Origin of the sequence: Mucilaginibacter sp. NFX135 (assembly GCF_048565145.1) — a bacterium.
Taxonomy (GTDB): domain Bacteria; phylum Bacteroidota; class Bacteroidia; order Sphingobacteriales; family Sphingobacteriaceae; genus Mucilaginibacter.
In genome coordinates, this window is the sequence record NZ_CP183412.1 from 338,761 (window position 1) to 353,156 (window position 14,396).

The following is a 14,396-nucleotide window of genomic DNA, read 5'->3' on the forward strand; positions in this document are numbered from 1 at the left end:
TCAGTTCATTCAAATCCCCTCTTGAGCGGGGGCGCGTAAGACTGAGCGTTGGCTGGGGTGTGTTATTCTGCGTCGATAAACACACCCCTCCACCCCTCTCAAGAGGGGAATCGCACAAGCCCGGCCCCAATGCTTACTCCTTCCTATTCGTAAAATCCGTACTCATTCGTGCAATTAGTGTCCATTAAAAACTCAAACTTACCGAGGCCATAAAATTGCGTGGTGCCTGTGGGAAAAAGTAGTTATAATTCAGGATATTACTCCCCTTAACATTGGCATAAGTAGCGCCATTGGCTTCATATTTTTCGCTGAAGATGTTGTTCACCTGCAAGCCCAGTCCAATATTTTTTACACCCTTTACTTTAAAGTTATATCTTATCCGCACATCGTTCACAAAATAACTTTTCAGCAGGCGGTTAGCCGCATAGGTATTATCCAGGTTTTCCGGAGCTATGGTATAACCCTGCGGATTTTGGTTGGAGGTATTATCAATATACTGCTGACTTACATATTTACTGATAAAAGCGATCTCGCCACCTTTTACCGGGCTGTAGCTTATCACACTTGAACCGGTTAACGATGGTGAGAAAGCGATATCGGTTTTCTTAAAACTTTCACCTACTAAAGGGCCGCCATCTTCATCGGCAAAAAACTGTTGATAGTTCTTGATCTTGTTGGCGCTCCAGGTAGCGGTTAAGCCCCAATTGAGCTGATTGGTAATTTTCACTTTGCCATCAAACTCCACACCGACACGGTAGCTGTCCTTCACGTTGGTACGCACCGGGCTGCCTACATCATTCAAGGCACCGGTTAATACCAGCTGGTTTTTGTACAACATATAAAAGCCGTTGATTCCGCCTGTAAATATAGGGCCGCTGATACGATAACCTGCTTCAAAATCTTTCAGGTTTTCTGATTTGGGGCGATTCTGCGGCGGCGAATCGACATAGTCATCGCGGTTGGGTTCATGGTTACCTACCGCGAACGAAGCGTATACGTTGCTATGCTCGTTAAATTGGTAAGTGATACCTGCCTTGGGGTTAAAAAAGTTGAGCTCGGCGGTTTGCTGCGCGTTATTCAGGTTTTTATCTATCCCGTAAAAAGAGTAATAAATATGGCGGTATTGCATATCGGCATACAGCAATACTTTATCCAGATGCCACTCAGCACGGGCAAATATGTTAAAGTCGTTCTTTTTGGCGTTATCGCGGTAGTATTCATAATTAGATGGCAGACCGATAGGCGTAAAGACATCAATCACATCTCCATAATGCGCACCCTTGTACTGGTTATAAGCGCCGCCCAGGGTCATGTTCAGGTTGGTTTGCGGCTGATATTTGAGGGCATAAGTTACGCCATAAAAATCGTTATTGAGCCAAAGCCTGCGTACCAGATCAGTAGCGCTGATGGTATTAGGACCAACCACAACGGGAGCTATCCCATAATTTTTCAAAGAGTCGGCATTACGGTATTCCTCGTAATAGCCTTTACCTTTGGTATAATGCAGGGCCCCGCTAAAGGATAGCTTGTCTGATATTTTTTTATCGTACAATAACTGGTAATGATTTTGGGTATAATGGTCTACCTGGTTTTTATAGAACGAGTTAGTTGCATCTATATATCCCAGTTCGTTATAGGTACGGTTATCTGAGCGGGTATTATCGCCTATCACATAATCGGCAATACCGTTCCAGGCCTGATAAGTAGTTTCGTAACCCGAAAACACATTGGCCCTTAAAGTACTGTTTTTACCATACCAGGCACCACTTACAAAAAACGATTTAAGGTTTGATGTAGCCCTGTCAATATACCCATCAGAATGGATACGCGACACGCGGCCATCCAGACTAAAATGGCCGCCCAGTAAGCCCGTACCCGCGCTAACGGTAGTTTTGATGGAACCGTATGAACCTGCCGAAGCGTTGATATCGGCATAAGCGGTATCGCGGCGAGTGGTGGTTTGGATATTGATACTGCCGCCAAAAGCACCCGCACCATTGGTGGAAGTACCCACCCCACGCTGGATCTGGATATTATCTACAGATGAAGTAATATCGGGCAGGTCGACAAAGTACGAACCCTGGCTTTCCGAATCATTATACGGGATGCCATTGATAGTAACGTTGATACGAGTAGCATCCGATCCGCGGATACGGATACCCGTATAACCAATACCCGCCCCGGCATCAGAAGAAACCACTACCGACGGGGTTTGGTTGAGCATATAAGGCAGATCCTGCCCAAAGTTGTTCTTGGCCAGATCCTTTTTACTCAGGTTGGTATAAGCCGTCGGTGAATTTTTACTGGCCCGGGTAGAGCTTACGGTTACTTCTTCGGCGGTAAGCGCACCGTTGTTCAAGGTGATGTTGATCACCTCGTTTTTATTTAAGCTGATACTTTTACTGATAGTCTGATAGCCGATATAACTGGCCTTAAGCACATAAGTACCGGCTTTGAGATCGGTAAAGTTAAATTTTCCGGTAACATCAGCAACGGTGCTCAATGCGGGGTTGTTAATGGAGATAGTAGCGCCGGGCAAAACCTCGCCTGATGTGTTGGTGATCTTTCCGCTGATGGAAAGCTGGGCCGATGCCACAACAGGCAACAGCAAAGCAGCGATAGCCGCAAACAAATTTTTCAAAATAACGAATACAAAATGTAGTTAAACCATCTGCCCATCAGGGTAAATACGCAGTACACTTAACTTATTACCTATCCCTACGCCGGCATTATCCGGATCAGGTGCATGTCAAAGTCTTTAGTCGGGGGTCTTTAGTCGAAAGTCATGAATGACTTAGAACTTAGGATTTAGAACTTAAGACTTAAACAATGGGTTTGATCTCAGCCTGTCTTTCAGTTTGATTGCTCAAAGCAAGGCACCCCCTTGAGAAAATTATACGGCAAAGATAGGGTTTTAGTCCGAAAGTTGAAAAAGTCCGGAAGCCCCGGAAGAAAAGCAACTAATCATTAAAAGATCAAAACTTCCGGACTTTCCGTCTCTCGGTCTTTCGGACTTCCAACTAAAAACTTACTTTTGCAGACTTTTATAAAACTATTGCTATTATGCTTAGAACTCATACCTGCGGCGAATTAAATATCAGCAACTTAGGCCAATCGGTTACTTTATGCGGATGGGTACAAAAATCGCGCGACCTGGGCGGTACCACATTTATTGATGTGCGCGACCGTTATGGTTTAACTCAACTGGTGATCAATACCGATACCAACGCTGCCGTACGTGAAATTGGCCGCGGTCTTGGTCGCGAGTTTGTGATCAAACTTACCGGCAAGGTTCTGGAACGTACGAGCAAAAACAACAAGATACCAACCGGCGAAATTGAAATTGCCGTTGAAAATATCGAAATTCTGAACGCGGCCAAATTGCCCCCGTTTTTAATTGAGGATGAAACCGATGGCGGCGAAGAACTTCGTGCTAAATACCGTTACCTTGATCTGCGCCGTGCGCCTATCCGTAACAATTTGGTACTGCGCCACAAAATGGCACAGGAGATCCGTAAGTATTTAGACAAGCTTGATTTTATTGAGGTGGAAACCCCGGTGCTCATCAAATCCACTCCTGAAGGAGCTCGTGACTTTGTGGTGCCAAGCCGCATGAACCCGGGCGAGTTTTACGCCCTTCCGCAATCACCGCAAACATTTAAGCAATTGTTGATGGTGAGCGGCTTCGACCGTTATTTCCAGATCGTGAAATGTTTCCGTGACGAGGATCTGCGCGCTGATCGTCAGCCGGAGTTTACCCAGATAGATTGTGAGCTTTCCTTCATTACCCAGGAAGATATATTAAACATTTTTGAGGGATTAACCCGCCATCTGTTTACCACTGTAAAAGGTATTGACCTGGGTGATTTCCCACGGATGCAATATGCCGATGCCATGCGCTTGTATGGATCAGACAAACCCGACGTTCGTTTCGGGATGGAGTTTGTGGAGCTGAACGACATTGTAAAAGGCAAAGGTTTTGGCATTTTTGATAATGCTGAACTGGTAGTAGGTATCAACGCCAAAGGCTGCGCCAGCTACACCCGCAAACAAATTGACGAACTGACCGAATGGTTAAAACGCCCGCAGATTGGCGTTACCGGTATGATCTATTGCCGTTATAATGAGGATAGCACGTTAAAATCATCGGTTGATAAATTTTACAGCGAAGACGAGCTCACCAACTGGGCGGCAGCTTTCAACGCTGAAAAAGGCGACTTGATGCTGGTATTGGCCGGCAATACCGATAAGGTACGCAAGCAACTGAACGAGCTGCGCTTAGAGATGGGCAGCCGTTTGGGCCTGCGCGATAAAAATAAATTCGCGCCGTTATGGGTGCTGGATTTCCCGCTATTGGAATGGGACGAAGAAACCAGCCGTTACCATGCCATGCACCACCCCTTCACTTCGCCCAAACCGGAGGATATTGCCCTGCTGGATACCGATCCCGGAGCAGTACGCGCCAACGCGTATGACCTGGTGATCAACGGCACCGAAGTAGGCGGCGGTTCCATCCGGATCCATGATCGTGGTATGCAATCGCTGATGTTCAAACACCTGGGATTTTCGCCGGAAGAAGCGCAAAAACAATTCGGCTTTTTAATGGATGCTTTTGAATATGGCGCTCCACCACATGGTGGTTTAGCGTTGGGATTTGATCGTTTGGTATCTATTTTTGCCGGCTTGGATTCTATCCGCGACGTGATCGCTTTCCCGAAAAACAACTCGGGCCGTGATGTGATGATCGATTCGCCATCCACCATCGCCGATGCGCAGATGACCGAACTCAAGATCAAAACAACAGTTTAAGTAAAACCATCAATAAATAACCAAAGCTCTCTTCAAATTCCGCTCTTTAGCTGATATTTGGAGGGAGCTTTTTGATTAAACTATTATGACTAAATACTTTTTACTATTAAGCGCCATTGTGCTCTTTCTGACCTCATGCGGCGGTTCTATGTCGGGTCAGATGGCGCAGCAGGCCAAAGTCGATGACTCCCTGATCCGGGTATACCTGAAAGCCAATCCGCAGATCAAAGCCGTGAAAGATCCATCGGGATTATATTATCAGATCATAAAACCGGGGACAGGCATTACCCCTACCGAAGGTTCAACCGTAACCGTTAATTATACCTGTTCCCTCATGGGCGGGCAGTTGTATGATAAAGGCAGCAATTTTTCGAGACCCTTATCGAGCCTGGTTAAGGCCTGGCAAATAGCGGTACCGCATTTAAAACCAGGTGGCAACATGGTGCTGTACGTACCATCGCATCTGGCTTACGGCGCTGGCGGCGCCGGCCCCATTCCCGAAAACGCGGTGTTGACATTTGATATCGATCTTGTTAAGGTTCAATAGAAAATACGATGATCCTGTTTCAATATTGTATCTTATTTATTACTATTTAGCTTTAGTCCATAGTTAAATCTATATTAGATGCACTCAAACTACTACTATTAACGACAGATGAACATGAAAAGATACTTTTTACTATTGGGTTTGGCCATCATCACCCTGTCATCCTGCCTGAAAACAGAACAACAGAAACCACCTGTTGTGGTTGATCCTGCGGTACAGGCTGTTACCGATGATGCCGCTATAAAAACATATCTTGCCGCGCACACCGATATCACCGCTACCAAGGATACTTCGGGCATATACTATCAGATCGTAACTCCCGGCAGCGGCCCAAACCCATCTGGCGGTTCAACCGTTACCGTTAACTATACCGGTAAGTTGCTTAATGATAACCCATTCGATTCAAAAACAAGTTATCAAACCAGCCTGTCGCAAGTTATACCCGGTTGGACTATCGGCGTACCCTTTATTAAAGCCGGCGGACGCATCATTCTGCTTATCCCCTCCAGGTATGGTTATGGCCCTTATCCAAACGGTCCGATACCGGCAAATTCGGTATTGATATTTACGATAGACCTCATTAGTATTAATTAAAAACCACATCATAATATTTGTAAAAAACGATAGCATTCAACATGCTATCGTTTTTTATTGTTTATACTTATATTTAGCGTAAATAATCTGGCATGAAGCAACTTTACACCCTATTACTGTCCTTAACCAGTCTGCAAGCGCTTGCACAAACTGATGTGTCAAGCACAGTAAGCACCAAAGCCGATGCTTTGCAAAGCAAGATAGTTGCCTGGCGGAGGGATTTTCATGAACACCCGGAACTGGGGAACCATGAGGTACGCACATCGGGTATTATTGCCAAACACCTGCAGTCCTTAGGCATACAGGTACAAACTGGTATTGCTACCACCGGTGTAGTTGGTATTTTAAAAGGCGATAAACCCGGACCGGTTGTTGCTTTGCGGGCCGATATGGATGGCCTGCCGGTAGTTGAACGTACACCTGTTCCCTTTGCATCCAAAGTAAAAACCACTTATAACGGACAGGAAGTTGGTGTGATGCATGCCTGCGGGCATGATTCGCATATGGCTATTCTGATGGCCGTGGCCCAGGTGCTATCAACCATGAAAAGCGAGCTCCACGGTACCGTAAAATTCATTTTTCAGCCCGCAGAAGAAGGGGTGGAACCCGGCCAGAAAGGCGGCGCCGAAGAAATGGTAAAGGAAGGTGTATTGGAAAACCCAAAGGTTGATGCCATATTTGGTCTGCATATCAACTCTCAAACCGAAGTTGGTAAGATCACTTATCGCCCAGGCGGAACAATGGCCGGGGTAAACGACATGCAGATCATTGTAAAAGGGCGATCGGCTCACGGCGCTTATCCATGGTCGAGCGTTGACCCGATCGTAGTTTCGGCCGAGATCATTAACAACCTGCAAACCATTGTGAGTCGTAATGTTGACGTGACCCAAAACCCGGCAGTGGTAACCATCGGTGCCATTAAAGCCGGCAACCGCTCTAATATTATTCCGGAACGGGTAGAAATGCTGGGTACACTACGTTCTTTTACCCTTGCCGATGAAAAACTACTGATTGAGCGCGTTAAACAAATAGCCACCAAAACCGCCGAAGCACAAGGCGCTACCGCCGAGGTGAAGATTCCATACAGCAATCATTACCCGGTTACTTTTAATGATGTTAAGCTAACCGAAAAAATGCTGCCCAGTTTACAACATACCGCCGGAGCCGAAAATGTGCTGCTGCGCCCGCCCGTTACCGGCGCCGAGGATTTTAGTTTTTACCAGGAAAAAGTACCCGGATTATTCTTCTTTTTAGGCGGAATGCCTAAAGGTCAGGATCCGTTAAAAGCGCCATCGCACCATACGCCCGATTTTTTTATTGATGAAAGCGGATTTACATTAGGAGTTAAGGCTCTTTGTAACTTAACTTTGGACTATATGAATAGCTATGGCAAATAGTACAGATCATATTAACAGCTTCGTAAGATGAAAAACATATTTACTATAGCATGTGTAGGTTTGCTCTTAACCTTTTCGGTTGTGAACAAAACGCATGCTGCAGGTATTAATAGCGTAGACACTGCAAAAACTATAAAAACATTAAAGCCCGAAGTGTTGGAAATTGTAAATACGGTACTCAAGGCTTCGTATACTTTTAATATCGAAAAAATAGCTGAATTTTATACCCCAAATGCTGTAATAAGCGACGAGCAGCAGCCTTTTTCGTGGGCTGGCCCACTGGCAGGCGTGCAATGGATAAACTCGGTACAGAAGGCGGTAAAGGGTTTTAAAATAAAAGATTTCAAGGTTGAAGTTAAACGCATCAAGGTTTTCCAGCAAACCGAAGAAGTAGCTTATCTGGTAGTACCCGTTGAATACACCGGCACCATTAACGGCGACGCATTTAATGAGGAGGGGGCCTTTTCATTTGTGCTCCGTCTTGTCAGCGACAAATGGCTCATCAAAAGCCAGGCCTGGGTACCCAAAAACGGACTTTGATCTATGATACTTTAGCTCTACCCATATGCAACCTGACCTTATTACCTTTCAAACCTTTAATGACCCGGCTTTAGCAAGTGAGCTTACCACGCTGCTGGATCAACATCATATTCCACATGGGGTAGAAGAAAGCCAGTTTTCCTTTAATCCGGCATTTGTTAACAGCGAGCTATCTAAAGATTACATTGTAAAAATACGAGCCGTAGATTTTGAGTTGGTAAACCGCTTGCTGAATGACAGCGAGCGTACAAATATTGACCAGGCCGATCCGGATCATTACCTGTTTGGCTTTAGTAACGAAGAGCTCATAGATATTTTGGCCAAAGCTGATGAATGGAGCCCGTTCGACTATCAGCTGGCCAGAAAAATACTTACCGAACGCGGAGTTGAAATTAATGATCAGAAATTATCCGGGCTGCATAAAAGCCGGATAGAAGCCCTTAAACAACCGGAACCACCACAAACCACCTGGATTATCTTAGGATATATATTCGCTATCGCAGGCGGGCTATTAGGCATCTTTATTGGCTGGCACTTGTCATCCTTCAAAAAAACACTGCCTGATGGCGAACGGGTTTACAGCTATAGCGACAACGACCGAAAGCAGGGAAAACGAATATTTTACTTATCCATTGTGTTCTTTGTCATCAGTGTTATATTCAAATTTTCAGCAGCGCTTAGTTCAACCTGATATTAGATCACTCCTTGGCCAACTTATTTTTCATCTGCAGTAAAAACCAATGGCGAAGCCCTACAGCCGAGCTTTTATTTAAAAACCATCCGGTGCACCTGGCATACTCTGCCGGTACCAGCGATAAGGCACGTATCCGCATCAGTCAGAAAATGATCGATCGGGCCGATATAATATTCGTGATGGAGCGTAAACATCAGCAACTATTAAAACAGCGCTTTGATATGACCGGCAAGCAGCTGGTGGTACTGGATATTGAAGACAACTATCAATTTAATGATCAGGAGCTGGTTGCTATTTTGGAAGAGGTTTTGCGGGAATATTTGTAAAAGTAATCATTAAAACAACACACGCGCCATTGCGAGGTACGAAGCAATCTCTACACAGGCAGGTCAATTATGCAGGTTCATCACTTAGTAATTCTCTCTGTACAGCATAGAGATTGCTTCGTACCTACCCATGACATGTTTATATGTAATATAGTCTGCTTTTTGCAGAATATGTGGTGAGATAAAACCATAACAATCTATCTATTAGACACTTAAATACTCAGCATTTACCTGAGGGTAGGCCAATAAAAAACCACAACCGATATCAACCTCGATTGGGGACATTCAGATTCCTAAATGCCTTATTAAATATAAGCTGCACCCGAAGGAGTTTAAAAAAAATGACAGGCTACCCATCGGACAAACCCTTTTCAGGGTCGTACCAAACTTTCAGACTCTTTTCTTCGGAACCATACTCGCAAACAGGCATTAAGCACTATATTGACTTCGGCCACGCTGTACAGCTTATGCAAAGATATGTCATTTCACACTTTCAGAGGCCTAACGGATTTTTAATCTCGCAATGACGCGTGTAGAGGGAAGATTACCCCAATATCTCCCTGATATCATCAGCAGTAAGCGATTTAATAAAGCTTTCCTCGGTAGTAATGAGCGCGCGGCTCAGGCTTAATTTGCGTTGCTGCAGGGCCAGGATCTTCTCTTCTACCGTATCCTTGGTGATAAATTTGTAGATGAACACGTTTTTGGTTTGGCCGATACGGTGCGTACGGTCAATAGCCTGCTGTTCCACAGCCGGGTTCCACCACGGGTCGAGGATAAATACATAATCAGCCTCGGTTAAGTTTAAGCCTACACCACCTGCTTTTATCGAGATCAGGAAAACGCGTGTTTTCTGATCTTCCTGGAATTGTTTCACCACATCGCCACGGTTCTGGGTACTACCATCCAGGTATACATAAGGTATGCTTTCGCGCTCAAAATGCTCACGGTAAATGCTTAGTTGTTTTACAAACTGCGAAAATATCAACACTTTATGCCCACCATCCAATACGTTGGCCAGGGTATGCACCACGTTTTCAAACTTGCCACTATCACCCTCATAATCATCGTCGATCATAATAGGGTGATTGGCTATCTGCCGTAGTTTAATCAAACCTTGCAGTACCTGGATCTGGGTTCTGGCAAAGGTGCCGTCCTCCAGACTTTTAAGCAGTTCGTTGCGATATTCTGATTTTACTTTTTCGTAAACCGAGGCTTGTTCTTCGCTCATTTGGCAATAGAAAAGGTTTTCGGTTTTTGGCGGCAACTCGGTAGCTACCTGTTCCTTGGTACGGCGTAATACAAAAGGTTTTATTAATGCCTGTAGTTTGCGGGCTTTGTCCTCGTCCTTTTTCTTTTCAATAGGTGTTACAAATTCATTCTGAAAAAACTGCTGACCGCCCAGCAAACCCGGGTTAATGAATGACATTTGTGTCCACAAGTCGTTCACCGAGTTTTCAACCGGGGTACCGCTCAGTATCAGCTTAAAGCGCGATTTCAATTGCTTAACCGCCTGGAACGATTTGGACGACGGATTTTTGATATTCTGACTTTCGTCCAGTATCACATAATCAAAAAAGTATTCCTTAAACATGCCAATATCAATCCGGCTGATGCCGTAAGTAGTTATCACTACATCGTAATTGGCAAACACATCGGCCGAGCGGTAGCGCAAGGTACCTGTATGCACCATGAGTTTAAGCTGTGGCGCAAACTTTTTAGCCTCGTTAAGCCAGTTATAAATGAGCGAGGTGGGCATGATCACCAGCGATGTAGCTTTGCTGCCTGCGGCCTCGGTATCTTCTTTGTGTTTTTGCAGCAGGGCCAGGGTCTGTATGGTTTTACCAAGTCCCATATCATCAGCCAGACAGCCGCCAAAATGATAGTTCTTTAAAAAGTGGAACCAGTTATAGCCTGCCTTTTGATAGGGCCTTAAATTACCGGCAAAATGCTGCGGCATATCTACCTCTTCCAGCTCCTCAAAATCGGTTAGCTTTTGCAGCTTGCGGGTCATGGTCACGTTGACCATTTCGCCTTCGGCCAGGTCATTTACCAGGCCTATATGGTGGCGGCGCAACTTTAGATCGTTACTACCTTCAGAAAAGTGCAGCAGGTTACCATACTGCGAAAACCATTTTTCGGGTATCACGGCAATCTCGCCCGATGGCAGCGTAAATTCCTTTTTACGGTTAAGAATATGATTTCGGAGCTGGATAAATGGTATGCTGTACGGCCCGAACCATACAATGGCATGAATATCAAACCAGTCGTTATTTTCTTTTACTTCCAGGTCAATTTTGCTGTTGCCAAATACATAGCGTTTTTGGCCCTCTGGCTGCTCCAGTTCAAAACCCTGCTCAATCAACTCGTCATGATGCTGGTTAAGCCATTCAAAAACCGAAAAAGAGTGATCGGCGTCCTCATCATGGTTGTCAACCTCCAGGTTTTGGAACAGGCTCGACGTCGTTTTGAGGCCCATCTGCTCCAACTGCTGCATCTTGTTCTTTTCCCAGGTGATAGAGCGTTTAATGCGATGGAAGATATATTCGTCGCCATTTTTTTCCATCCGGACAGATACATGCCTGCCATCGCCATATGGGAAAATATAGCCGGCATATTTAAAATATAGCTGTAACTGCGAGGTACCGCCTTCAATATAAATAGGTTTCAGCGCGGCCTGCGCATCGTATTTTTCAGTATTGATGACAAAACCTTCGGCATAAACGTTATGCTTTTCAATCAACGGCGCAACAAACTTTTCAAAGTAGGATTGCTCTGACGACCGGGGAATAGCGATATATCGCTTATTAAGGAATGGCTGCAGCTTTTTACCTTCTATTTCTTTATCAAAATAATACAGGGTATCATCCAGCAGCATCCAGGCGGGGTGGTTGCAAATGATCTCGGCGTTTTTGAACATGAACTCAATGCGCATGCCCTGGTATTTGATGGTGGGGAAATACCTGATCTCCTCCTCATTACGCCTAAAATGGAACAATACCGAAGCGGCTTCGGTGGCTATCTGCAGCTTGCGTTCGGCAGGATAGCCCTCTTTGCTCATCTGGTATACCTGTTTACTGGACAGCAAAGCTAATGCTTCGGCCATACGCCTTTCCATTTTGGGGCGAATGGTATCAAAAAGCTGCTCGTTAAATATCTTAGAGAAAAACTCAAAAGGGCGGATTGGCTTTTTATAATAACGTTTGATCACGTTGCCCTGCTCCATTTCTTCGAGGATCTTGATGAGCTTGATATCTGTATCGTCCAAACAATGGATAAATTCCTTGGCTGTATTGGAGAATAAACGCTGGTGGGTTAGTGAAAATTCGCCGTTTGGATTAAGCTGAACTATATGTGGCTCAATAACGTACGACAAATACTCATGCCGGGCAATGGCATAAATGATCTGGCATGGTTTGGTACTGTCGACGCGTAACATTAACTTTTGATAAAAAATTAATAGAAGTTACATCAACAAAAAATTCAAACGTAATGAGAATTTACTTTATTTGAAAGTGTTTTCTGTTAAATAATTGTTAACACAACTCATTATTTAATTAAAAGTTGATTTTGATTCCCCTTTAGGGGCTTAGGGGGCTAAAATTCCAGTGCCAGCTGATCGCCCGGGCCGGCTTCTTTTTCCTGTTTTGATTTAACCACTGCATCACCAAAGTTTGATAGAGATATACCCAATAGTCTCACTTTGGCATCCTCTGTATAATTAGCAGCCATGATATGTTTAGCCGTTTGGCTGATGGTTTCCAAGTCATTAAATACCTCCGGGAAAGATTGGTTCCGGGTGATCTGCTTAAAGTCGCTGTATTTTACTTTGAGGGTAAGGGTACGGCCTTTAAGATCATATTTAAGCAGGCGGTTATAAACCGTGAGCGCTATTTTGTCGAGTTCGGCATCCATTTCTTCCAGCGTGGTGAGGTCGTACGCGAAAGTATCCTCAGCCCCTAACGATTTGGTTTCGCGGTGGGGCTGCACCTCTCGGTTATCCACACCCCGTACAATCTGGTAATAAAACCTGCCGGTTTTGCCAAAGTGCCTTACCAATTCATCCTCCGTCAGTTTTTTCAGGTCGGCGCCGGTATGCAGGCCCATTTGTTTCATTTTTTGAGCGGTCACCTTACCCACACCAAAAAACTTTTCAACAGGTAATTGCTCCATAAAATCTTCGATGCTGGACGGACCGATGAATTTTAAACCGTCGGGCTTATTGATATCCGATGCTATTTTGGCTACAAACTTATTGATGGATACACCTGCCGAGGCAGTAAGCTGCAATTCATCTTTGATAGCCTGCTTAATCTGTTTGGCTATTTCAATGGCCGAACCTACGTTCAGCTTATCATTGGTTACATCCAGATAGGCTTCATCTAACGACAGTGGTTCGATCAGGTCGGTATACCGACTGAATATTTCCCTGATCCTTTGTGATACTTCACCATAGGCCGCAAAACGAGGCCGTACAAATATGGCATCCGGACAAAGCTGCAAGGCTCTTTTTGATGACATGGCCGAGCGCACACCAAATTTACGCGCTTCATAACTGGCTGTAGCTACCACGCCACCCCTGCCTTGCGGCGAGCCACCCACCACCAAAGCCTTGCCCCGGTACTCGGGAAAGTCGCGCTGCTCAACAGACGCGTAAAAAGCATCCATATCAATATGGATAATTTTACGGATGATCTGAGTGAACTCGTTTGGCATTAGGACAAAGATACGTAGAGGCTTTGCTAAAATGAATAGCTGAAACGCAGCCTTTAATTTGTGTCAAATAAAAACACCCGTCATTGTGAGGAACGAAGCAATCTCTACGGAGGTCAATCCGTCATGCAAAGTTTAATACTTGGTTATTCGCTCTGTACAGCATAGAGATTGCTTCGTACCTCAATGACGTGTTGGTTGGGTTTATCGCCCCTCCCTATCCTCCACCGGCATAAACTGTAATTGCTTTTGAAAATATACATCCCAGCTGTGCTGCTGCACGCGGTCGGTCATGTGCTGGGTGTCCTCATCATAGTCGGTATTCATCTGCTTGTATTTGTTATCAATGCGATTAAACAGGTTCATGGCCTCGTATTGATAATTGCGACTAAAACGGGTTCTGCCAATTTCACGGAGTAATTCCTGCTGTTCCAGGTAGGCAATGGTATAATGCCCCTGTTCATGTTTTAATACTTCTGACAGTACCTGGTTGGATGTTATCCGGCTCCTGTCGAGCCAGGATCTTTCGGTATTTAGTATCAGCTTTACAAAGGCGTTGAGCATAAAGCCACCGTTTACCCGGTTGGCCTGATATTTAAAATCAATGGTGCAGTTGGTATAAGCAACTACGCCGCGTGCATTTACACGCGGCGCGCCGCCAAAATCGTTAATGGTTAGTTGATGGAATTGTTGTTGGGCCTGTGCCCTGGTTATCGTTATTAAAAACAGGGCGGCTATGAGCGCCTCTTTAAGCCATCTTACATTCATGAAATACG

The 14,396-nt window shown here is 45.0% G+C and carries 11 protein-coding genes; 7 read left to right on the top strand and 4 right to left on the bottom strand.

Going from position 1 to position 14,396, the window contains the following annotated elements; all coding sequences use genetic code 11:
* Positions 1–184: 184 nt before the first annotated feature.
* Entirely contained in the window at positions 185–2,641 is a 2,457-nt protein-coding gene (locus tag ACNURT_RS01475) for a TonB-dependent receptor (RefSeq protein ID WP_419700230.1), read from the bottom strand.
* Between the two features lie 422 nt (positions 2,642–3,063).
* On the opposite strand from ACNURT_RS01475, the gene aspS reads away from it, so the two are divergent.
* The 7 genes from aspS (at position 3,064) to ACNURT_RS01510 (ending at position 8,907) form a co-directional block, all read left to right on the top strand.
* Entirely contained in the window at positions 3,064–4,809 is a 1,746-nt protein-coding gene (gene aspS, locus ACNURT_RS01480; protein ID WP_419700231.1) for an aspartate--tRNA ligase, read from the top strand.
* Positions 4,810–4,894: 85 nt separating this feature from the next.
* Positions 4,895–5,356 (top strand): FKBP-type peptidyl-prolyl cis-trans isomerase, encoded by a 462-nt coding sequence (locus ACNURT_RS01485; RefSeq protein WP_419700232.1) that lies wholly within the window; start codon positions 4,895–4,897, stop codon positions 5,354–5,356.
* Between the two features lie 114 nt (positions 5,357–5,470).
* On the top strand, positions 5,471–5,950 hold the full coding sequence (locus ACNURT_RS01490; protein WP_419700233.1) for an FKBP-type peptidyl-prolyl cis-trans isomerase: 480 nt from the start codon (positions 5,471–5,473) through the stop codon (positions 5,948–5,950).
* 92 nt (positions 5,951–6,042) lie between these two features.
* Positions 6,043–7,347, top strand: a complete 1,305-nt coding sequence (locus tag ACNURT_RS01495; protein WP_419700234.1) for an amidohydrolase — start codon at positions 6,043–6,045, stop codon at positions 7,345–7,347.
* Positions 7,348–7,374: 27 nt separating this feature from the next.
* A complete protein-coding gene (locus tag ACNURT_RS01500; RefSeq protein WP_419700235.1) occupies positions 7,375–7,887 on the top strand; it encodes a nuclear transport factor 2 family protein in 513 nt (170 codons plus the stop codon).
* A 25-nt stretch (positions 7,888–7,912) separates the two neighbouring features.
* Positions 7,913–8,578: a hypothetical protein gene (locus tag ACNURT_RS01505; RefSeq protein ID WP_370996942.1), complete on the top strand. Its 666-nt coding sequence runs from the start codon at positions 7,913–7,915 to the stop codon at positions 8,576–8,578.
* 14 nt (positions 8,579–8,592) lie between these two features.
* On the top strand, positions 8,593–8,907 hold the full coding sequence (locus ACNURT_RS01510) for a low molecular weight protein tyrosine phosphatase family protein (RefSeq protein WP_419700236.1): 315 nt from the start codon (positions 8,593–8,595) through the stop codon (positions 8,905–8,907).
* Positions 8,908–9,451: 544 nt separating this feature from the next.
* Here the strand turns inward: ACNURT_RS01510 and ACNURT_RS01515 are convergent.
* From ACNURT_RS01515 to ACNURT_RS01525, 3 genes are all read right to left on the bottom strand, one after another.
* Entirely contained in the window at positions 9,452–12,346 is a 2,895-nt protein-coding gene (locus ACNURT_RS01515; RefSeq protein WP_419700237.1) for an SNF2-related protein, read from the bottom strand.
* A 158-nt stretch (positions 12,347–12,504) separates the two neighbouring features.
* Entirely contained in the window at positions 12,505–13,623 is a 1,119-nt protein-coding gene (gene dinB / locus ACNURT_RS01520; protein WP_419700238.1) for a DNA polymerase IV, read from the bottom strand.
* Positions 13,624–13,824: 201 nt separating this feature from the next.
* Positions 13,825–14,388 carry a DUF922 domain-containing protein gene (locus ACNURT_RS01525; RefSeq protein ID WP_419700239.1) on the bottom strand — a complete coding sequence of 188 codons (564 nt, stop codon included), beginning with the start codon at positions 14,386–14,388 and terminating at the stop codon, positions 13,825–13,827.
* Positions 14,389–14,396 lie beyond the last annotated feature (8 nt).

Excerpts from the sequence above, each read along its gene's own strand:
- aspS (WP_419700231.1), top strand. The coding sequence starts at position 3,064 with ATGCTTAGAACTCATACCTGCGGCGAATTAAATATCAGCAACTTAGGC.
- ACNURT_RS01500 (WP_419700235.1), top strand. The coding sequence starts at position 7,375 with ATGAAAAACATATTTACTATAGCATGTGTAGGTTTGCTCTTAACCTTT.
- dinB (WP_419700238.1), bottom strand. The coding sequence starts at position 13,623 with ATGCCAAACGAGTTCACTCAGATCATCCGTAAAATTATCCATATTGAT.
- ACNURT_RS01495 (WP_419700234.1), top strand. The coding sequence starts at position 6,043 with ATGAAGCAACTTTACACCCTATTACTGTCCTTAACCAGTCTGCAAGCG.
- ACNURT_RS01485 (WP_419700232.1), top strand. The coding sequence starts at position 4,895 with ATGACTAAATACTTTTTACTATTAAGCGCCATTGTGCTCTTTCTGACC.
- ACNURT_RS01515 (WP_419700237.1), bottom strand. The coding sequence starts at position 12,346 with ATGTTACGCGTCGACAGTACCAAACCATGCCAGATCATTTATGCCATT.
- ACNURT_RS01505 (WP_370996942.1), top strand. The coding sequence starts at position 7,913 with ATGCAACCTGACCTTATTACCTTTCAAACCTTTAATGACCCGGCTTTA.
- ACNURT_RS01525 (WP_419700239.1), bottom strand. The coding sequence starts at position 14,388 with ATGAATGTAAGATGGCTTAAAGAGGCGCTCATAGCCGCCCTGTTTTTA.
- ACNURT_RS01490 (WP_419700233.1), top strand. The coding sequence starts at position 5,471 with ATGAAAAGATACTTTTTACTATTGGGTTTGGCCATCATCACCCTGTCA.